The sequence below is a fragment of the Paenibacillus aceti genome (assembly GCF_003614185.1).
Taxonomy (GTDB): Bacteria; Bacillota; Bacilli; order Paenibacillales; family Paenibacillaceae; genus Fontibacillus; species Fontibacillus aceti.
The window spans coordinates 3,002,967-3,024,298 of record NZ_KZ987724.1 but is presented as its reverse complement, the minus strand read 5'-3'; the positions used below and the strand labels follow the sequence as shown (position 1 = coordinate 3,024,298).

15 protein-coding genes and 1 other annotated feature are annotated in these 21,332 nt (G+C 47.2%); of the genes, 14 read left to right on the top strand and 1 reads right to left on the bottom strand.

Annotation, left to right across the window (positions count from 1 at the left end):
* The first annotated feature begins 32 nt into the window (after positions 1–32).
* The 12 genes from BFJ94_RS13455 (at position 33) to BFJ94_RS13400 (ending at position 16,704) form a co-directional block, all read left to right on the top strand.
* The gene (locus BFJ94_RS13455) at positions 33–1,343 is read left to right on the top strand and encodes a carbohydrate ABC transporter permease (protein ID WP_120463135.1); all 1,311 of its coding nucleotides are present in this window, start codon (positions 33–35) and stop codon (positions 1,341–1,343) included.
* Entirely contained in the window at positions 1,340–2,173 is an 834-nt protein-coding gene (locus BFJ94_RS13450) for a sugar ABC transporter permease (protein WP_120463134.1), read from the top strand. The genes BFJ94_RS13455 and BFJ94_RS13450 overlap by 4 nt, the downstream gene beginning before the upstream one ends.
* Positions 2,174–2,266: 93 nt before the next feature.
* Positions 2,267–2,527, top strand: a binding site (T-box leader).
* Between the two features lie 179 nt (positions 2,528–2,706).
* Positions 2,707–3,792, top strand: a complete 1,086-nt coding sequence (asd, locus tag BFJ94_RS13445; RefSeq protein WP_120463133.1) for an aspartate-semialdehyde dehydrogenase — start codon at positions 2,707–2,709, stop codon at positions 3,790–3,792.
* A 200-nt stretch (positions 3,793–3,992) separates the two neighbouring features.
* Positions 3,993–5,405 (top strand): ABC transporter substrate-binding protein, encoded by a 1,413-nt coding sequence (locus tag BFJ94_RS13440; protein ID WP_120463132.1) that lies wholly within the window; start codon positions 3,993–3,995, stop codon positions 5,403–5,405.
* An 80-nt stretch (positions 5,406–5,485) separates the two neighbouring features.
* Positions 5,486–6,454, top strand: a complete 969-nt coding sequence (locus tag BFJ94_RS13435; protein ID WP_120463131.1) for a carbohydrate ABC transporter permease — start codon at positions 5,486–5,488, stop codon at positions 6,452–6,454.
* 1 nt (position 6,455) lies between these two features.
* Positions 6,456–7,298, top strand: a complete 843-nt coding sequence (locus BFJ94_RS13430) for a carbohydrate ABC transporter permease (RefSeq protein WP_120463130.1) — start codon at positions 6,456–6,458, stop codon at positions 7,296–7,298.
* 64 nt (positions 7,299–7,362) lie between these two features.
* Positions 7,363–8,895, top strand: a complete 1,533-nt coding sequence (locus tag BFJ94_RS13425; protein WP_120463129.1) for a glycoside hydrolase family protein — start codon at positions 7,363–7,365, stop codon at positions 8,893–8,895.
* Positions 8,896–8,907: 12 nt separating this feature from the next.
* The gene (locus BFJ94_RS13420) at positions 8,908–9,852 is read left to right on the top strand and encodes a glycoside hydrolase family 43 protein (RefSeq protein ID WP_229716845.1); all 945 of its coding nucleotides are present in this window, start codon (positions 8,908–8,910) and stop codon (positions 9,850–9,852) included.
* 40 nt (positions 9,853–9,892) lie between these two features.
* Positions 9,893–11,359, top strand: coding sequence for a glycosyl hydrolase family 28 protein (locus tag BFJ94_RS13415; RefSeq protein WP_120463128.1), 1,467 nt, complete (start codon positions 9,893–9,895; stop codon positions 11,357–11,359).
* A gap of 57 nt (positions 11,360–11,416) precedes the next feature.
* Entirely contained in the window at positions 11,417–12,748 is a 1,332-nt protein-coding gene (locus tag BFJ94_RS13410) for a response regulator (RefSeq protein WP_162944280.1), read from the top strand.
* The gene (locus BFJ94_RS13405) at positions 12,745–15,639 is read left to right on the top strand and encodes a sensor histidine kinase (protein WP_120463126.1); all 2,895 of its coding nucleotides are present in this window, start codon (positions 12,745–12,747) and stop codon (positions 15,637–15,639) included. Before BFJ94_RS13410 ends, BFJ94_RS13405 begins: the two co-directional genes overlap by 4 nt.
* A 108-nt stretch (positions 15,640–15,747) precedes the next feature.
* Positions 15,748–16,704, top strand: a complete 957-nt coding sequence (locus tag BFJ94_RS13400) for an acetylxylan esterase (RefSeq protein WP_120463125.1) — start codon at positions 15,748–15,750, stop codon at positions 16,702–16,704.
* A 116-nt stretch (positions 16,705–16,820) separates the two neighbouring features.
* On the opposite strand, the gene BFJ94_RS13395 is transcribed toward BFJ94_RS13400, so the two are convergent.
* Positions 16,821–17,690 (bottom strand): helix-turn-helix domain-containing protein, encoded by an 870-nt coding sequence (locus tag BFJ94_RS13395; protein WP_120463124.1) that lies wholly within the window; start codon positions 17,688–17,690, stop codon positions 16,821–16,823.
* Positions 17,691–17,925: 235 nt separating this feature from the next.
* Here BFJ94_RS13395 and BFJ94_RS13390 point away from each other — a divergent pair, with 235 nt between their 5' ends.
* Together BFJ94_RS13390 and BFJ94_RS13385 are read left to right on the top strand one after the other, a co-directional pair.
* Positions 17,926–18,882 (top strand): DUF1861 family protein, encoded by a 957-nt coding sequence (locus BFJ94_RS13390; protein ID WP_120463123.1) that lies wholly within the window; start codon positions 17,926–17,928, stop codon positions 18,880–18,882.
* Between the two features lie 158 nt (positions 18,883–19,040).
* Positions 19,041–21,329, top strand: coding sequence for a helix-turn-helix domain-containing protein (locus BFJ94_RS13385; protein WP_120463122.1), 2,289 nt, complete (start codon positions 19,041–19,043; stop codon positions 21,327–21,329).
* The last annotated feature ends 3 nt before the right edge of the window (positions 21,330–21,332 follow it).

Sequence of the window (21,332 nt, the reverse complement as noted above, 5' to 3'; positions counted from 1 at the left end):
GTCAAATCGCAAGAAAAGAGGTTGTTTAACGCATGCAAAGAAAGACAATAAGTACCACCCTGTCGGTTCTTTTTATGGGTCTCGGGCAATTGTACAATCGGCAATGGATGAAAGGGATTTTGTTCTTGGCGACAGGCCTCGCTGCGATATACTTATCTTCGGTGATTGGACTTTCTACTTATCTGAAGGGGCTTATTACATTGGGAGAACAACCTAGTGGATTGGTGAAGGTAGGTAAAATTACGAAGATGGTCGAAGGCGACCACTCGATATTTCTTATGATCAAAGGATTAATGGCGGCCTTATCTTTATTTCTCGTCGGTGTGATATACGTCCTGAATATCAGGGATGCCTACAAAGTGGGGAAGGAAAGAGATGCGGGTGTTGCCCCGAATAACTTCCGACAGTCGCTGCAGCTAATAAATCAGAAAAACTTTGCTTATCTCGTACTTGCGCTACCCGCCGTCACGGTTCTGTTCTTGACGATTCTTCCATTAATCTTCTCTATTTTGTTGGCCTTTACAAATTATGCAGATCCGATCCTCCCGCCTGCCAATCTGATTGACTGGGTTGGCTTCAGCAATTTTGTCAAGCTGGTCAGCCTGAAGGTGTGGAGCAACACGTTTTTCGGCGTCCTGCTATGGACAGTTATATGGGCCATTCTGGCTACGGTGACGACTTATATTGGCGGCATCCTAATCGCAGTACTGATTCAACAGCCCCGGATTCGCTTCAAGATGTTCTGGCGTACGATTATGATCATTCCGTTTGCGATTCCAAGCATGATCTCTCTGCTCGTGATGCGGAATATGTTTAACAACAAGTTTGGCCCGGTTAACGAAATCATGCGCTGGATCGGCTTTGATGGAATACCTTGGCTTACAGATCCGATCTGGGCAAGGGTCACACTCGTTCTTGTAAATATGTGGATCGGTATCCCGGTAACGATGATACTGGCTATTGGGGTGCTAACGACGATTCCGAGGGATCTGTACGAAGCGGCTGATGTTGATGGAGCGAACTCGTTCCAGAAATTCCGCTCCATTACGATGCCGATGGTGTTGTTCTCGACGGCGCCTATTCTAATAATGCAATTTGCTGGCAATATAAATAATTTCAATGTCGTCTATCTAATGACGGACGGCAACCCAGTCAATTCGAATTACCAATACGCTGGGCATACGGATTTGCTGGTGACCTGGCTCTACAAGCTGGCCTTGAATCAATCGCAATACAGCTTCGCGTCGGTGATCGGTATCATTATCTTCCTAATCATCGCTACCTTATCAATTATTAGCTACCGCCGCACCAGATCTTATAAAGAGGAGGATATGATAGCATGAACAGCCGGTCCGCTCGGGTCAAGCTTGGGATCAGCTATATGCTGCTTATCATTTTATCCTGCGTAAGCTTGTTTCCCGCATTATGGATTATCATGTCTTCCTTAAAGGAAGGCAACAGTCTTTACAGCGATACTTTATTTCCACGCAGCTTTACGTTGGAACATTATCGGGATTTATTCGAGAAGACCAAATACCCTCTGTGGTTCTTGAATACGCTGAAGGTCGCGGTACTATCAACCCTTTTCGGTACGTTTCTACTGCTGCTTACTTCGTACGCAATCTCAAGATTCCGCTTCGCGGGCCGTAAATTCGCCCTGAACACTTTACTTGTGCTTCAGATGTTTCCAGGATTCATGGCTATGATTGCTATTTACGTTCTGCTGAATACGATGGGACTGCTCAATTCTCATTGGGCGTTGATTCTTGTCTATAGCTCGGGTGCGATTATATCGAATGTATTCGTAGCCAAAGGTTTTTTTGATACGATCCCGAAAAGCCTAGAAGATGCGGCACGAATCGATGGAGCCAGCCACCTGAAAGTGTTCTTTTCCATCATTATCCCACTCGCTAAGCCGATGCTGACCTATGCGAGCCTCATGATCTTTAACGGTGCCTTCCTCGACTTTATCTTCGCGGATCTGGTGTTGAGGACGGAAGATCAGCGGACGTTAGCAGTCGGTTTATACAGAATGGTGAGCCAGAGGAATTCGACCGAATTTACGATGTTCGCTGCCGGAGCCGTGCTCGTCGCGGTACCTATAACGATGCTATTCCTGCTCCTTCAGCGCAACCTGGTCGAAGGTCTAACTGCAGGGGCTTCCAAAGGTTAGAGGCATTTGAGAACATCGGGTAGCCGGAGATTGAATAAAAGAATAGAAAATGGTTTACCTCCGGCCGATTTTTATATATTATAAACAGTAATACCAAATGCGATGAAGAGAAGAGTAGGTAAACTGGTTCTTTTCCAGAGAGCTCCGCTGCGGTGAAAAGGAGCAAAGAATCGCTTATCCGAAAAAAGACTCTGAGCAGCACTCCGAAACCTGAGATCATCAGGAGATGGTGTGCCAGGAGCTCCTGTTACAGAGCTAAAGTATATGCACTTCTGCTGTACTTGAAGAGGCTGATATGGCGACATATCGGTAAATTTAGGGTGGTACCGCGAGAATCCAAATCTCGTCCCTGAGACTACAGTCTTAGGGGTGAGATTTTTTTGTATAATAAAGCTGTGGTACCTGTTACAGAGGATTCGCATAAGCATCTACTAATAGTACGTGTTTAAAAGTGATGGGATTTACCGTTCGGAACACGCCGGCGGATGTAATAAACAAAATATTAAGCTAATGAGGAAAGGAATGGAGATAACATGGCAGAAAGGCTTAAAGTGGGGATTATCGGAGGAACGGGCATGGTCGGGCAGCGTTTTGTGCAGCTGTTGGACGGTCATCCATGGTTTGAGGTGGTAAGTATTGCAGCTAGCGGCAGATCAGCGGGCAAAACTTACGAAGAGTCAGTCCAGGATCGATGGAAGATGGCCGGCCCCATTCCGGAACAAGTGAAAAATATTATCGTACAGGATGCTGCAAAGGTAGAAGAAGTTGCGGCTGACGTGGATTTTGTATTTTGTGCTGTAGATATGAAAAAAGATGAGATTCTTGCCTTGGAAGAAGCTTATGCCAAGACAGGTACGCCTGTCATCTCCAACAACTCAGCTCATCGCTGGACGCCAGACGTTCCGATGGTGATTCCTGAAATTAACCCAGAGCATATCGAGGTCATCGCTGCCCAAAGAAAGCGCCTTGGTACTAAGACCGGATTTATCGCGGTGAAGCCAAACTGTTCGATCCAAAGCTATGTCCCTGCGCTGAATGCCTTGCTTGATTTCAAGCCAACCCAAGTTGTTGCCTCCACTTATCAAGCCATCTCTGGAGCAGGTAAGAACTTCACAGATTGGCCGGATATGCTGGATAATGTAATTCCGTATATCGGTGGGGAAGAAGAGAAGAGCGAGCAGGAGCCGCTGCGAATTTGGGGTCATGTTGTAGGCGGAGAAATCGTTAAGGCCAGCTCGCCGTTGATTACAACTCAATGCATTCGCGTTCCTGTAACAGATGGTCACTTGGCTACAGTGTTTGTCTCGTTTGAGAATAAACCTTCGAAAGAAGAGATCATTAAGCGCTGGAGCCAATTTGCTGGACGTCCGCAGGAGCTTGGTCTGCCAAGTGCGCCGAAGCAGTTCATTACGTACTTTGAAGAAGAGAACAGACCGCAGACGAAGCTGGATCGCGACATCGAGCGCGGTATGGGTGTATCCGTCGGCCGTTTGCGCAAGGATTCATTATACGATTTTAAATTCGTCGGCTTGTCGCACAACACCCTGCGCGGCGCCGCTGGCGGTGCTGTCCTAATCGCTGAGTTGCTGAAAGCGGAAGGATATATCCAGCCTAAATAAGGCCGGGAATCGCTATATATTATTACTAAGTCCGTTTCTACTCTAATTTAGTTAGAGAGAAGCGGGCTTTTTTTAATGGGAGTGGCAAATCCCAAATAAATATGAACGAATCAAAAAAGATACGACGTTGTTGGAGGTATAGATCGATTTTATAATTTGAGGTGTACAACACAACAGAAGTGATTGTGAGGGGGATTTCAATGAAAAGATCTTGGTGGACTGCATGCTTGTCTGTACTTGTAATATCAAGTCTGCTCTTGATGAGCGCATGCGGCGGAGGTAATGGGGCTAATTCACCGGGCAATAACGGGGGCAGCGACGCTGCAGACAGAGAGTCGAAGGATACGGCGAAGAGCGGGGAACAGGTGGTCATCCGTCATACGATGTACGACACGGAATTTACTAGTGAGCTCGTAGCTGAATTTGAGAAAACGCATCCAAATATTAAGGTCGAGATTGTCTCGGCGGACTATAACAAGCTGATGGCTATGATGGCTGCGGGCAACGGCCCGGATATTATTCGTACCAATTCCGTTACAGAGCTTCCAGGCTTTGTACTTAAAGGAATGGCGATGGATCTGACTGAAAATTTCCAAGCCAGTAAAGTGTTTGACATAGAAGATTTCCTTCCGGTAGTGAATCAATTTAAGTATGATATTGCCTCCGGCAAGCATGGCGAGGGAGCGATCTACGGTTTCCCTAAAGACTGGTCGCCGGATTATACGATCTATTACAACAAGAAGTTGTTTGAAGAGGCCGGAGTGCCGTTCCCTAGCAGTACAGAAGCTATGACCTGGCAGGAGTTGGTTGAGCTTGCTAATAAGCTGACTGTAAAAAATGGCAAGAAAACAACACAGTACGGTCTTGCTTATTACAACAGTACGATCGCAGCGAATCAGGATTTGTTGAACCTGCAATTGCTCCAGCAGGGCAGCAGCATGTTCAGCACCGATTTCAGCCAAGCTGAGCTGGATAAACCGGGAACGAAGGATTTGCTGAACTTTTGGGTAGATACAGCAAAATCGGGAATCGGGCCTAGCCCATTGCAGCAGGAGACAGACTGGGGCGGCCAATTGTTCGTAGATAACAAGGCAGCGATTATTATTGCAGGCTATTGGTTCTCTGGTTTCCTGAAGACCAATGAATTGACAAAGGACCGTCTGGATGACTTTGGCGTAGCACCAGCTCCGGTAGTGGAAGGTGGCAAGCGAATCTCGCCGACAGGCGCAGGCACAGGCGCGATTATTTATAAAAATACGAAGCATCCAAAGGAAGCTTGGGAAGTGTTTGAATGGTTCTTCGGAGCAGAGCCTGCCGTTGAACGTGCTAAAGCAGGTTATGGCTTGCCAGGCACGAAGACATTGACGGAAATGCTCCCTCAGGAATCGGCGTTTGACAAGATGAACTATGACTTTATTCAAAATGAACTTCAGTATACAGATGGAAGTCTGCCTTATAACCCTTATTTGAACTATCAAGCCGTGAACTCCATTATCGATAAATACTTTACACCTGTATATTTCGATAAGGACACAGTCGACGGAGCTGTTCAGAAAATGACAGAGGAGCTGAACACACTCATTACGGAAGGCAAGCAGCTGGTTAGCCCATAAGGGAATCACAGAAGGGTTGGTGGAAGCACTGCTTTCGGCAGCCCTTCTTAAATTTAACTCGGAAGCAAGGAGGGCTTTTGGTGAACAGACAGGTTGTGCATGGGACAGACGCTGCCTTCCACAGCAAACGAAGCAGGTTTCGCGGAAGAAGCTTTAAAGAGGCGATAGAGTTTTATTTGTTCATATCTCCATGGTTCATCGTATTTATTGTGCTCGGATTAATTCCGCTCTTATATGGCCTGTATTTGAGCTTTACCAATTATGCAGGCTTCAATATGGACCGTCTGGTGTTTGTCGGTCTTGACAATTACCGCAAGGTTTTTACGGATAATGATGCGATGTATTCGCTGGGCAGGACTTTATTTTTTACGGTGATTATGGTGCCGTCTACGATTATATTAGGCTTTCTGTTAGCTGTTCTGCTGAATCAGAATATTAAGCGCATCGGCATTTACCGTACTCTATTCTTTATTCCGTCGATTATTCCCGTAGTCGCTGTAGGGACGATGTGGCGTTCCTTGTTCGTCGATGATGGCATTGTGAATAAGATGCTGGAAGCTCTGGGGTTGGAGGCGGTGGATTGGCTTGGATACGATTACGCGATCTATCCGCTGATTATTATGCTCCTGTGGGGTGTTGGCGGAGGGATACTTATCTATCTGGCAGGATTAAAGGGGGTGTCCAAGGATCTGTATGAGGCGGCAGCGATTGACGGAGCAACGACAATACAGCGTTTTGTGAAAATAACGATTCCTTTAGTGACGCCAGTGCTGTTCTTCCAATTTATTATGAGCATTATCAGCTCGCTGCAGATCTTCGTGCAGCCAATTCTGCTTGCGGCCAATTCGAACAGCTTGCTCTCGACGCCGCTTCGGCCGAACTATGTTTATTCGGTGCATGCTTTTCAGCAAATCTTCGCTTACGGCCGGTTTGGCTACGGTCTGGCGCTGTTATGGGTGCTGTTCGTAATGATTCTTATTCTAACCATTGTTGTATTCACGACAAGCAGGTTCTGGGTATTTTATGAAGTAGATCAGGAGGGCAAATAACATGGTAAACGCGGGGATGAAGAGACTGCCTTTCCGAATAACGGTATATGCTTTGCTCATTGCTTTGTCCGTATTGTTCGTGATGCCTCTATATTGGCTGGTTACGAATTCATTGCAGCAGGTAGGAGCAGCGTCAACATTCCTACCGACGGGCCTGCATTTTATTAACTATAAATATGCCCTCACATTTATCGATTATTGGGGATATGCGAAGAACTCAATCATTATTACGGCCTTCTCGGTCATTATTCCTACAGTAACCAGCGCGTTCGTCGGCTATGGCTTCGCCAGATTAAGAGGACCCGGCAAAAATGTACTGTTCCTACTCATGCTATCTACGATGATGCTGCCGGGGATCGTAACTCAAATTCCGACCTACGTCATCTTTTTTAAGCTAGGTCTTGTTAATACATTTTGGCCTTGGTTCTTCTGGGGCCTGGGCGGTAGTGCATTCAGCATTTTTTTATACCGCCAGTTCTTCGCGGGTTTTCCGCGTGATCTGGAGGAGGCGGCCAGAATTGACGGGTGCACGACATTCCGTATTTTCTGGAATATATTCCTACCGATCTCTTTACCTGTAGTTGCGACTGTATCGATCCTGGCTTTCAACGGTGCATGGGGGAATGACTATATTACACCGTTTATGTTCCTGCAGGACAATAAATATCCGCTGGCCACCGCATTGTTCTCGATCGGTTATGTCTTCCCGGGACAGAAGGATATTACAATGACGCAGGTACAGAGCGCTGGATTGGTCATGTTCGTGCTGCCTATTATTGTTGTTTTCTTTATCGGCCAGCGTTATTTGGTAGAAGGAGTAGTAGCCTCTGCTGTAAAAGGCTAAACACCTATAAGGGCCTAAGTGTCTGACTGGTAAAAAGAAATTGAAGGCTGAGAGGTGACATGTCATGGGAAATAAGAAGCCAGCGGTTTTCTGTCCACAAGCTCACGGTAACAGTGTGGTGACTGTACTTCTGTTGATCGGTCTATTAACAGCTATGATCTCGGGCTGCACTTCAGCAGGCGTTAAGGGACAGCAGGCGCTCCTGCCTCCTGAACTGAAGGAGGACCAGCCGATTATCAACTATAAAGCACCTGAGGACCTACCTGCTAATTATCGCTCCTATGATTTCAAAGTTTTTGCCGGAGAGCAGGAGATAGATTTGTATAACGCGGGTCTTAATAGCTGGAATGAGCCGATTTCTTACGGTTACTTTGACATGCCGGGCCGCAGTAAAATGGCGATTACACCGGATTTTCCATTCGAGAGCTTTGAGATTATTCCAAGATCATTAGGGATTAAGGGGGAACGTGAAGGGAATACCATTCGCTTTGAATTAAATAGACAGGTTCCAGTTACGCTTGTCCTCAACGGCGATTATCAGGGGAAGGTGCTGCACTTGTTCGCGCAGAAGCCGGAAGAGGATATCCCTGGTAAGAATGATCCGAATGTCATATTTTTTGAACCGGGCTTTTATGATCTGGGAGATTACGGTGAACCACCGCTGATGCTGCAATCGGAGCAGACGCTCTATATTAGCGGTGGAGCTGTGGTGCGTGGCAGAGTACGGGCGGATCAGGCCAGCAATATTACGATCCGCGGCAGAGGCATATTGCTTAATGATTACCGTTCCAATGATGAATATGATGATATAGCTCTGACTTTAGGCTTTGTAACCGATTCTGTCGTTCGGGATATTATTGTCAACCGGGATGCCAGCAGTTGGACAGCGGCGATGCATGGCAGCAGCAATATAGAGGTGACTAACTATAAGGCGGTAAGTCCACGGTTTGCAAGCAGTGACGGATTTAACATTAACAGCAGCCATGACATTGTGTTCGACGGGGCCTTTGTTCATTCCGCTGATGATGCGGTAGCTATTAAGGGATTGTCCCATGAGGAGCCAAAGGATGCACTGCCTATCTACAATATTACGTACAAAAATGCCCAACTCTGGGCGGATGCGAATAATGCGGTTGGTATTGGTGCAGAGACCGTAGCGCCTTATTTCAGGAATATCACCTTCAGCAATATTGATATTTTGCACAATTATGATGATCGGGATCATCCTGATGTATTGCCGGACCGGTCGGCCATCAACATATTTGCGCTGCATGGGACGGAGATCAGTGAAATAACTTTTGAGAATATCCGGGTTGAAAAGGCGAAGCGCCTAATCAATATTCAGATGGCAGATACGTTCTATTTCGGTGCGCTGCAGGGCAACTGGACTTGGCCTGGACAGATCAGCGACATCACATATCGGAATATCGAATCCTATTCTGACGGTTCTAATGAAATTAAGCTTGAGGGCTGGAGCAAGGATCGGCTGATCTCAAATGTCCGGTTCGAGAATATAAGAGTAAACGGCGAGAAGCTGAAGAAAGACGATCCTTTATTTACCGTGAACGATTATGTTAAGAATATCGAAGTGAAGTAGGGGGCGGGTAGGTTGAATCGAGATATGATGAAGCAGGATACTATGCAGCCGGGAGGCTTGCCGTATCAGGAAGCGCAAGAGAAGCTACTGCAGCTTGGCGATATACACATCCGTGATCCGTTCGTATTTGCCGATAAAGGCGCTGGCTTTTATTACATGTACGGAACGATGGGTGTGACTTCATGGGGCGGCGCTGCTATTGGCTTTGACGGTTACCGCAGCCGCGACTTGCACCATTGGGAAGGCCCCTTCCCCGTATTCCGGAAGCCTGAGGGCTTCTGGGCGGACCATCATTTCTGGGCGCCAGAGGTGCATTATTATGAGGGCGGATATTATATGTTCGCCAGCTTTAAAGCTGAGGGCAAATGCCGGGGGACTCAGATTCTAAAAGCGGATGCTCCGCTAGGGCCATTTGTGCCTATGGGGGAAGGGCCGGTTACGCCGGCGAATTGGGAATGCCTTGACGGTACACTGTACACGGATGAGCATGGTGATCCGTGGATGATCTTCTGCCATGAATGGACGCAGGTGGGAAATGGCGAGATGTGTGCGATGCGCCTTGCGGCGGATCTGTCTGAGCCAGCAAGTGATCCGCTCGTCTTGTTCCGGGCTGCCGATGCACATTGGCCAGTGGAGGAAGAAGGGCCTGGGAACTTTGTAACCGACGGTCCCTTCCTTTATCATGCACCTGACGACAAGCTGCTGATGATCTGGTCCAGCCACGGTAAGGACGGCTACGCAATCGGAATAGCCCGATCTGAGAGCGGCAGCATTACAGGGCCATGGGTTCAGGAGCGTGAGCAGCTGTTCGAGAAGAACGGCGGTCATGGCATGCTGTTTCGAACCTTTGAGGGACAATTGCTTGTCTCCTTGCATCTGCCGAATACACATCCTTATGAACGTCCGGCCTTCTTTAAGACAGCCTATCAGGCGGGGAGCTTAATGCTGATGTCTTAAACCGCAGCGAGAGTTGCAGAATTACAGAGGAGAGATCAAGATGGAAGCAGAAATTATCATAAATAGTAATGGAACAATCATTAAAATAGATCGTGCACCTGTTGGAATAGGTTATGCCGCGGATGAGGAAAGATTGCGAACGCAGGGCGAAGACGCATTTGCACCTGATCCGGAAGGACTTGTGCTGTCCCGTGATTGGGAGTTGTATGTAGAAGGCCAGGCAGTGCCTGTATATGCTGCGCCAATTACGAATGGAGGGCCGCTCTCTTTTGCCTCCTTAAGCTTCGTCGGTGATCCAGGAAGCTTCAATCTGATTGCCAAGAGAAGAGGGAGTACCGATTCGGCTGTGATCCGCCCGCTCTCTTTAGGGATCGAGGCGAAGTTGGTTGGGCAAGAGATTCATATTCCTGTAGACAGACCCGCGAAAATCATTGTGGAGGCTAATGGGAATACGGAGCGTCCTCTAGTTATTACTTTGCACGCCAAGGAAGAAGGGGCAGCCGATCCGACGGATAGCAAGGTGAAATATTATGGTCCGGGTTTGCATAAGGTAAGCTCGTTTGAACTGCAGTCCGGCGAATCTTTATATATTGCCGGTGGAGCGGTGCTGCAGCTGTATGTACCGGAGGATGAAGCACCTGTTGTTGCCAGCGACTGGGCGAATAAGCCGAATTACGTTGATTTTATTACTGCTGAGCAAGCTGAGAGTATACGAATTCATGGCAGAGGCATTATTGATATGTCGATGCTGGACTGGCATGCACGCAAGGCGATGCTGCTGACAGGCTGCCGAGATGTATCGATAGAAGGTCTGACGATTGTAGGAACCTCACACTGGACAGTACATCTGTCCAATTGTGTCGATTCCTCCATTGCCGATCTGACATTGATCGGTTATCGTGAGAACAGTGATGGAATCGATATTGTGAACTGCGAGCGGATTCAGGTGACCGATTGCTTCATTCGTACTGGCGATGATGCCGTTGCTGTAAAGGCGATGGATGCGCCGCCAGCGATAGGAGGTCGTGATATTTATGTATCCGATTGCACAGTATGGAACGATAAAGTACGCTGCTTCGGAATTGCCGGAGAGACGAGAACAGATATTTCAGACGTCATATTCGAAAACTGCAATGTGGTTCACATGACAGCAGTATGGACGGAGGAGGTCGGTTCGCTCTGTATTGTCGTTGGTGATCGGGGAACGATTTCGAATATCCGCTTTGAGAATATAACCATTGAGGAAGAACGGCAGCATGCGATGATTTGTCTTATTTTCAAGGACCGCTGGTCGATCGATCAGGAGCCGGGACAGATTCTTAATATTACATTCCGTAATATTAAGATTCCAGAGGGGACAGCTTCGTTATTTCACGGTTCTGATGCTTCGCATATCGTTGATGGCGTCCATATTGAAGGATTGGTTATCGGCGGGAAGCAGGCAGAAATGCTGGAGAATCTGCCTTTCAAAGTGAATGAATTTGTAAAAAATCTGACGGTTTCCTGATTGTAGATCCTATATACCAGCATCCAGAGCATGGCAGACAAGAAAGGAAGGGCAGCTATGAGTGACAACCGATATAAATTGATGATCGTTGACGATGAATATGAAATTAGACAAGGCCTGCGCAGCTTTGACTATTCCTCTTATCATATTGACGTTGTTGCAGATTGTGAGAATGGCTTGTTTGCCTTGCAGACGATGATGAATGAGCAGATCGACCTGCTGGTGACAGATATTCGTATGCCGCTTATGGATGGCTTGGAGCTGGCGGAGAAGGTTGCCTCCCGATATCCCCATATGAAGATTATCGTATTGTCCGGTTATGATGATTTCGAATATGCGAGAACCTGTATGAAACATGGCTCACTCGATTATTTGCTGAAGCCGCTCGATTTCGAGGATTACGGAAAAATATTGGCCAGGGCGGTGCGGATGGTCGAGCAGGAGCGGGTGCATGAGCTGCAGCGTGCAGCCTGGGAACGCAAAGCAAAGCTATCGGTACAGCATTTACGAAAGCGCTTTTTACGGGATCTTCTGTATAGCGAGATGAAAGAGGATACGATTGAACTGGAGAGCAGCGCTGCGGAAATTATGCTTGAGGAATACACAGAGTATGTTGTGTGCCTGCTGCGTTTTACAGAATATCCGAGACGGCCGAGAGGGGTTGGAGATAAGGATTGGGCCCTTATTTTATTTACGTTGGATAATTTGATGCAGGATCTATGGGGTAAGGGCTACCACTATGTCGATGTCGACGGGCAATGTGCGCTGATCTGGACGGATCGGGCGGCGATTGACGGCTATAAGGAAGATCCGCAGTCGCTGGCTGTTGAGCTTGAGCAGGTGATACAACGTCTGAAGCGATTCCGAGGCCTGTTTAAATCTAAGCTGATCTATACCATTGGGACAGTTGTACAACAGCCAAACCAAATTTGCAGATCCTATCAGGAGGCAGCTGCGCTTTTTCAGCAGGACGATACATCCTTTAGGGATTTGCCGGGCATAGAGGCGGCAGACCCGGAAGAGGCTGCGTGTAATGTGGAGCAGATTAACAACGGACAGCGCTTAATTCAAGAAGCTAAGCAATTTATTGAGCACAATTATGACCGGACGATAACGCGTGATGACGTAGCCGAATATGTACACCTGAACGCCAGCTATTTAAGCTTCCTGTTCAAGGAACTGACGGGTCAGAAGTATATCGATTATATTACATCTTTCCGGATTGAGAAGGCCAAGAGCCTGCTCCGGCATACCAATCACAAGGTGCATGAGGTGGGTGAAATGGTCGGCTATGAGAATCCAAGATACTTTACATTAGTATTCAAAAAATATAATCAGCTCTCTCCGCTTGAATACCGCAATGCGGCTTATGGGAGAGAACTGTCGTGAGGTTCCGCTATCACCGCAATATGCTTATCAGTGTAGCGCTGCTGCTAACACTATTATCTGAGATCACTATATTCGGAATTGGCTATTGGAATATTAATGATACAGGCTCCGAGATTAGAAGGGCATCCGAGCAGAATATTGCACGGCATATCGAGAGCCAAATGATCTCGAAGCTGAATGAAATGAACTCGCTGGCTCTGCAGCTGGAGCAGAACGACTTTATTCTGTATGCACGTTCATTCTATAGCCTTCGCCCTCCTGAGGAAGAGCTGATCGCACGGCAGGAGCTGTCGTCGCGTCTGGAACAGCTTCATCTGCCGCCGGAGATGGTGGAACGTATCTATTTCATAGGCGATAACATCAACCAGAAAAACTTCGGTAAGTCAATGAAATCAGGCGAATCGATTGATGACAGTCAAATTCCGTGGATTGAGGATCTGCAGGATGCCGGGCTGTTAGATTTGTTGACTCGTTATTACGGTATGCCGGCTTATATTCCAGAAGGAATGCTCTCCAGCGTGCTGGAGGAGAAGAGGGGATTACTGCCATCGGAGACATGGGAACGGTTAAATCAATTCGCTTCCAGCATCGAAGGACATTTAATTATTAATAACGGAGTCAATGCGCTTAATGTGCTCTCAGTCATAGTATTCGACGAACGTATCCTTACGGCCGAGCTGCCTTCATCCCGAATCTGGAGCGGGTACGCGGGGATTCTGGATGAGAATCAGCAGATTTTGTGGACCAATGTGCCTGAACGGGAAGCTATGGAGAAGGCGGTCAAGCTGGCCGCTTCCGGCGAGACGGAATGGGAGCAGTCCCTGGACGGCCGTTACTATGTCAGGACGGTTCCCGTTCCCCCTTATGGCATACGTGTCATTATCTTCGAGCAGATGCAATATGATTCAATCGGGAAGTGGGGCACTACTTATACTTTTATTATCTTCCTTGCCTGCAGTCTGCTGCTTAGCTTGGTGATCGCCTACCGACTGGCCAATGCGGTGATGTATCCCTATCAGGCCTTGGCGCGAGCAGTATGGAAGAAGGAGAATGATCTTGATTTTCGGAGCATACCGGAACAGCGCTTCTCGCACGGCTGGTTATCAAGGTTTACGATCCGCAAGAAGATGCTCATTATGTTGCTCTCCTCGGTCTTGATTCCCGTGCTGCTTGCTATCGTCATGTACGCTTTTTTAATGTACAGATACGTATTCGATAAAGCGGTGGATCTATCCGTAGAGTCCTCGGATCATGTAGTTACTGAGCTGCAGAGCCGAGTGGAACGGTATGAGAATTTAACAAATCGTTTGTCCACGGACAGCAGGCTGACGAACCTGACCTCACCTTATGTGTATAGAGGAAATATGGATGATTTCACGGTATCAAGCTATCCGGGACTCAATGATATTTCTTATTTTGTAATCTATGATGTGAGCGGAGTAGCCAAATATTCCTCAGTCTTTAATAATAATCGCACCTTGTTCAAGCTGCATTCCTATGAGAAGAGTGTGCTGGAGCAGCTTGAAGCGGAAGAGATGGTCTGGTTGACTGGACTCAAGGATGTATACGGCCACCCGGCTCTAATGCTTGTGAAGAAGCTGGAGGTTTCGTCCGGTGTGGCGGACAGGCCGACTACGGCTTTCCTACAGGTGGTATTGAAGGAGGATGCCTTCTCGTATGCGACGACAGACCGTAAGCAGAGCTTCGTTATCCTCGATCATGAGGGTAAATTAATCTACTCGCATCTTACACCCAAATCATTCCAGGAAGCTGCGGTCAGTCAATGGAGCGTTCCAGATAAGGAAGAACTAGACGTGCAGATTCAACAGGTGGAAGGCAGCAACCAAGTGGTTATTCAACGCTGTCTTGAGAAGCCAGGCTGGTATTCGTATATCTTCATGACCATCGATGACGTTTATCTGAAGATCCATTCGATGTTCTATCGGTTCGGCCTTCTACTTGTGCTCATCATAATGATCATACTCCTTGTAATGAGACAGATCGCTTATTTGCTCGTTAGACCGATCGAGCGGTTGAAGCAGGCTATCGAGAATGAGGAACCGCTATTGGTGGGAAGAACGGATACCGATGAAGCGCAGCCTCGCGATGAAATCGGCCGGCTCGTTGCCAGTTTCAATCAAATGCTTCGGCAAATTCACGAGCTAATGCAGGAAAATGTAGATAAAGAAATTCGCGAGAAGAAGCTTGTTACGTCCAGGATGAAGGCTGAGCTAGGCATGCTGCAGCAACAAATCAATCCGCATTTTCTGTATAACACGTTGGAAGCGATTAATATGCGGGCCCGTCAGTATGGAGCAACGGAAGTAAGCACGATGGTTAAATCGCTGGCCAAAATATTCCGGTTCACGATCAATACAGGCAGTGAGGTTGTAGCCCTATCTGATGAGCTTGAGCATGCGCGTAATTATTTGACGATTCAGGAGCTGCGCTTCCAGAACAAATTCATTGTGCGCTGGGAGCTGGATGATCAGGCGATGAAGCTGCCCGTTCTGAAATTCATTCTACAGCCGATCATTGAAAATGCACTGCAGCATGGAATCGAGGATTTATATGGCGAAGGCGAACTGCTTATTCGCACCAAGTTGTCTGGTCTTGTCTTGATACTAACCGTACAAGATAATGGCATCGGCATGAGCGAGGAGGAGCTGGAGCGGGTCAGACAATCGCTGATGTTGGAGCCGGAGGCAGCGGCTGAGCAGCGGTCTCGGGTTCGGAATTCAACGGGCCGTTCCAGCGGTGTGGGACTAATAAATGTCTATCAGCGTCTGCGATTGTATTATGGGGAGCCGTTGAAGCTCTCGATAGAGAGCGAGGAATTTCAAGGCACCACGGTGACAATTATCCTCCCGATACACGAAGATAAGCCATAGGGAAGCTGAGGGTGAACTGAAGAAAGTAGGAAGGCAATAACTGCATCAGTGTTGCCGGTTCAAGGTTAAGTTAGGAGAGCCGAATGTGAAGGGAAGAGGAGAGGAAATATGCCAATTATCGATATGCCTTTGGAGCAATTAAGGACCTATCAAGGAACCAATCCGCGTCCGGCGGATTTTGATGAATACTGGGAGCGTGCTCTGGCGGAGATGCGTACGGTGGACCCGCAAATTGAGCTTGTTCCTAGCAGCTTTCAAGCACCGAATGCAGAATGCTTCGACCTGTATTTCACCGGTGTGAAGGGAGCGAGGATTCACGCGAAATATGTGCGACCCAAGCATACAATGGCGCCTCACCCGGTAGTAGTTATGTTTCATGGCTATTCTGGCCATGCCGGAGATTGGAGTGAGAAACTGGCCTATGCCTCGCTAGGATTCTCTGTGCTTGCTATGGATTGCCGCGGCCAAGGGGGAAGCTCGGAGGATGTAGGCGGGGTGAAGGGCAATACCCACCATGGACATATTATCCGCGGTCTGGATGATCGTCCGGATGAACTGCTATTCCGCCACATATTCTTGGATACGGCACAGCTTGCTGGGATAGCGATGGAACTGCCGGAAGTTGACCCGGATCGCGTATATGCAGCAGGTGGATCTCAGGGAGGCGGGCTTACAATAGCCTGTGCCGCATTGGAGCCAAGGGTGAAGAAACTGGCGCCGATCTTCCCTTTCCTTAGCGATTACAAACGCACCTGGGACATGGATCTGGATCAGGAAGCCTACAGTGAACTGCGCACATATTTCCGTTATTATGATTTGCTGCATGAGCGCGAGCAGGAAATATTCGAGAAGCTCGGCTATATCGACATACAGTTCCTGGCTGAACGGATAAAAGGCGAAGTGATGATGATCGTTGGATTAATGGACACCATCTGTCCGCCTTCAACGCAATTTGCAGCCTACAATAAAATGAATACGAAGAAGCGGCTCGTTATTTATCCTGACTTCGGACATGAGTATCTGCCGGAGTCGTCGGACAGGACGATGCAATTTTTCCTGGAATAAGACCAAAAAGTGAAGCGCGAAGGCAAGCAGCCTTTGCGCTTTTTGTGTCCGCCTCACGATCGTACAAGCTGAATAGTTAACCTGAAAAATCCGAGACTGAACACGATTTATAAAACTCATATCAATGGAGTGAGCTTGGTATGATGCATTTTTCGATGGGCTTGGGGTGTTCTACCAAACAGCTTCTTAAACGATTTATAAAAATGTCCCAGATTTCCATACCCCGCCTCTAATGAGATATCCAGTATGCTCCAGTCGGAATGGAGTAATAAATTTTCCGCATATTGCAGTTTAATCCGATTCAAATATTGCAGAGGCGTCTCATGCTCCCATTCTTTGAACATACGGCATAAATGGGCGTGAGATTTGCCCGATAACCGAATCATCGCCGGGACACCTTCAATAAAGTGCTCCGGCTTTTTCATTTCTTTGCAAAGATCGAGAAACCATGCGGGCTTTTCGCTAACTCCCGGAATAACGGAATGCATTAAGTAATGACAGTATACTTCGGCTAAAAGAGCTCGAAGCTCGGCCCGATACCACTGCTTCTCATACTGGGGAATCCGATAGAGCTTTTCCATGCGATGCTGTAGCAGCCGCTTTTCTTGATGGGATAGCTGGATGACGATGGGAAAAGCCGCACTAAGGAACGATTCCTTAGGAAATCCCGGACCGAGATAGGCAAGCAAATCCAGCAGCGTTTTTTCATAAAATGACAGGTTGATCAGCCGACAATCTGTGTCGGGCAATTGTTCATAATAGTGGACATCCTGCGGACGCATGAACACAAGCGCGCCTTCATTCAGCAGTTCTCTTTTACCATTAATGCAATGATAAGCCGCTCCTTCAATGATGACGAAAAACTCAAAAAAATCATGGGTGTGTGGTCCTGATGTATTTTCAATCCCCGTTATGTCTCTGTAATGTCCCTCCGACTCGGCGTCAATTCCGCCATCTGCGGTCAGCTTCTGAATCTGAATGTTCATTCCTTCGGCTCTCTCCTTTCCTTACATCAAAATAGCATATTCTATTTAATAATGTATAGCTTATTTGGATTAGATAAAGCCTGAACTGTTGGTATATTGTTCGATAGGTGTTTGTATAAATGCGAAAATAGCGTAGTCTGTGGCTAAATATAAGTAAGATTCCGATGCCGGTCCATGATAAACTAATCGACAAGTAATCGACAAGTCACGAAGACAAACGGAAGGATGATAGTCAATGAATTTGATAGAGCGGCGAGAGCATTTTGAGATGAATAAGTCTATTTATGAAAGTGCAAAGCTTACATTTTATGGAGTAGAGGGCTACGATGTATATAATGTCTCGATACCGTTCCAGTGGAAAGGGCGGGAATATATTTTCGGTCGAATGGAAAGACGCAGCGAATGGGCCCGATCCTGGGTACGGCTATTTGAAAAGACTGGCAAGGACCAATGGACGCTGGTTCCTGATTCTATGATCTATCCATTGGAAGATCCGTATATCAGCCTGATCGGCGATACCCTGGTTATGGGCGGAACACATGTGCGTTACCAGCAAAATAGCGTAGATACGTATTTCGGATATTTTTACAAAGGTACGGAAATCGACGATTTGCATTATTTCACCACAGGACCCGAGTATATGAAGGATATACGTTTGGTTGAAATGGATGGGGGAAGGATTGGGGTATTCTCCAGACCACGAAGCGAGGAGATCCGCAGGACATTCGGCAGTGAATCAATGATCGGCTTTACCGTCATTAACAGTCTTGACGAGCTCACGATGGAGGTAGTCGAGAATGCGCCTTACATCTATGGTTTATTTGAGCAAAATGAGTGGGGGGGCTGTAACCAGGCCTATTATTTGGACAGCGGAAATATTGGCGTCATTGGTCATATCTGTTACAAGACTACTGAGGAAGACGGCGGGATGAAGCAGGTCTATATGAATTTTTCATTTGTTCTGGATGTGGCTCATCATGTTGCTATGGATCAGAAAATCATTGGTACCCGAACCTGCTATCCCGACGGTGCGGCTAAAAAGCCGGAATTGACGGACTGCGCCTTCTCTTCAGGCATCGTGATGCGCGAGGACGGAAAATGCGACCTGTATAGCGGAATAGGAGATACAGAGGCAGGAAGAATCGTGATCGACTACCCCTTTGCTGGTTACGGAAGCATCATTTTAAAGTAATTCTACGGTATGAGTTTAAATCGACAACTATCCGGGCCCGGATACGAATCGAGGGAAGCATGAATTTACAGGTGTGGTATAATTAACATCGTTAATTACAATTATTATGAAAGCGCTTTATAACGATTGTGGCGGGTAACAACACAAGGGGGACTGGGATGAAGTATATCAGAGAGAAAATCCATTTGGGGTCGCTGTTTGTCAAGTTCTTTTTTTCTTTCGTTGTGCTGCTTGTCGCTGTTACCTTAACAATGACCGTCCTGCTGTACCATGCTTTCTCCAAGAGCTCGACGGAACAGATCAATGAAATCTCGCAAAAACGGCTGGAGCAAAGCTCAAGCATGTTCGAGTTTATCATCGATCAGGCCAGACTGATTACGCTGCAATTATCTGTGGATAATGACATTATAAGATCCATCAACAGCCGTGAAGCGGCGGACGACTATTATCTGAACAACGCGTCCTTAAGAAAAATAAATGACCTGATGCTGACCAATAAAAATATTTATTCTATAACGCTATATAACGGACAAAGTAAAACATTAATCGGTACGGATCGCGATAAAGCCTACGCCGAAGCCGCAACGATCGAGTGGTTGAAGGAGGCTCCCGTCCAGAGCCTGGGTCGGGCGGTCCCTCGCAAGCTGTCCATTGAGGGAGCGACGCGGTCTGTTCAGAACGTATATACTATTTTCTACTATGATAAAAATCTAGAAACCAACGAAATCACTAGTGCTATTATTGTCAATTTGACCATAGACAGCTTTGTTAATCATCAAGAGGATGAGATGAAGAGCAATGATGGTCTTATGATCCTGGACCAGAAAGGACATATCGTGTTCGGCTTCGAGCAGAGCGGTTTCCTTGCTGATATTTCCCAGCGGAATTACGTACAGCGTATTATAGAAGCAGATCGAAATGAAAGCTTTACAGATAAGATAGATCAGTCCCTGTCCATGGTGTCTTCCCTTTATTCGGAGCAGCTTGGATGGTATTTTGTCTCTATCATTCCATACGATACGGCTACAGAGCAGATCGCAGCAATCCGACAGGTGGCGATTATAACCTGCCTGGTGCTGCTTGTTCTGGCCATGGGCGTGTCTGCGCTCCTGAGTGGGCTGCTGTCTTCACCGTTATCCAGGCTTGCCCGGAATACGCTTCGCTTCCAGGCCTATACGGGGGAGCTGCCGGAAGGGAAACTTAGTGAAATGGAGATATTGACAAGGTTTTATTCCAATATTGCTACACAATTTGAACAGTTGGAAGCTTCTAGCCGAAAATCGCGAGTATCACTAAAGGCCGAATACCTTAAGGAACTGCTGCATGGGGTACGGAATCCGGAGCCAGAGGATACAGAGGAGTATAAGCTGCGTGTCGATCTACTGAAAAGCGCCGCTTTGTATGTGGCTGTTCTGAAGCTGGATAACATTCGTGAACTGGCCGAACGGAAGGAAGAGATTGACCATACCATCAGCACGGTCCTGTATAGCTTCACCGAGCAGTTTATGCTATCCCGGGTTCTCAGTGAAATGGTTAAGGTAGATCATGATATCGTGCTTATATTCAGCGGAGAAGAAGCGGCTCTGCCTGATGCCGTGATGAGCGCGATGCTGGAGCTTCAGCAGGAGGTTGCTTGGACTTATGGGATCACTGTAACCATCGGTATTGGACGCGCTGCTCTGAGCGCTCAAGAGATTAGCGACTCCTATTTAAGTGCGAAAGAAGCTTCCCTTTATCGGCTTGTTCGCGGAGAGGGCAGCATTATTATTTACGAAGATGCGATATCACGGCTGAATAACGATTTTGACTATCCAAATGCCAAACAGAAAACACTCTTTGAGATCGTCAAGGCAGGCAGGGAGGATAAGGTTGAAGCGGCTGTAGCAGACATTTTTGCTTCCTTGCGACTCGCGCCATATCATAAGATACGGCTTTCGGTGCATCATTTATTATTTTCCGTGATTACAGCTACCTCTGCTAATCCCTCGGTTTCGACAACCTCCTCCAATTTTATTGAAATGCTGGGGAGCCTGGAGCGGAAGGAATCTTTGCAGCAAATCGAGGATTGGTTTGTTGAGTTCATTAGGACGACCATTTGCCGCTCAAAGGAAAACAAAAAGCAGCAGAAGTCGGATTTAGCGGAGAAGGTTGCCGCTTTTCTTGAGGAGCAGTATGGTAATCCCGAGCTATCTATTGAAATGGTTGCCGAACGCTTTCACTACAACGGCATTTATTTCGGCAGGCTGTTCAAGGAATTGTTTAACTGTCTGTTTCTTGAGTATGTTACGGAGCTGCGAATACGGAAGGCGAATCAATATTTGAAGGATTCTAAGCTAACGGTCAAGGAAATCGGGGAAAAAGTAGGGTTCCTGAATTCCTCTTATTTTGTAACCTGGTATAAAAAGCATACGGGTTTGGCTCCAACTGAATACCGGAAGAAACACTAGCTT

What these genes read in the sequence shown, in the direction of transcription:
- BFJ94_RS13455 (WP_120463135.1), top strand. Translation starts at nt 33, where the DNA reads ATGCAAAGAAAGACAATAAGTACCACCCTGTCGGTTCTTTTTATGGGT.
- BFJ94_RS13450 (WP_120463134.1), top strand. Translation starts at nt 1,340, where the DNA reads ATGAACAGCCGGTCCGCTCGGGTCAAGCTTGGGATCAGCTATATGCTG.
- asd (WP_120463133.1), top strand. Translation starts at nt 2,707, where the DNA reads ATGGCAGAAAGGCTTAAAGTGGGGATTATCGGAGGAACGGGCATGGTC.
- BFJ94_RS13440 (WP_120463132.1), top strand. Translation starts at nt 3,993, where the DNA reads ATGAAAAGATCTTGGTGGACTGCATGCTTGTCTGTACTTGTAATATCA.
- BFJ94_RS13430 (WP_120463130.1), top strand. Translation starts at nt 6,456, where the DNA reads ATGGTAAACGCGGGGATGAAGAGACTGCCTTTCCGAATAACGGTATAT.
- BFJ94_RS13425 (WP_120463129.1), top strand. Translation starts at nt 7,363, where the DNA reads ATGGGAAATAAGAAGCCAGCGGTTTTCTGTCCACAAGCTCACGGTAAC.
- BFJ94_RS13415 (WP_120463128.1), top strand. Translation starts at nt 9,893, where the DNA reads ATGGAAGCAGAAATTATCATAAATAGTAATGGAACAATCATTAAAATA.
- BFJ94_RS13410 (WP_162944280.1), top strand. Translation starts at nt 11,417, where the DNA reads ATGAGTGACAACCGATATAAATTGATGATCGTTGACGATGAATATGAA.
- BFJ94_RS13400 (WP_120463125.1), top strand. Translation starts at nt 15,748, where the DNA reads ATGCCAATTATCGATATGCCTTTGGAGCAATTAAGGACCTATCAAGGA.
- BFJ94_RS13395 (WP_120463124.1), bottom strand. Translation starts at nt 17,690, where the DNA reads ATGAACATTCAGATTCAGAAGCTGACCGCAGATGGCGGAATTGACGCC.
- BFJ94_RS13390 (WP_120463123.1), top strand. Translation starts at nt 17,926, where the DNA reads ATGAATTTGATAGAGCGGCGAGAGCATTTTGAGATGAATAAGTCTATT.
- BFJ94_RS13385 (WP_120463122.1), top strand. Translation starts at nt 19,041, where the DNA reads ATGAAGTATATCAGAGAGAAAATCCATTTGGGGTCGCTGTTTGTCAAG.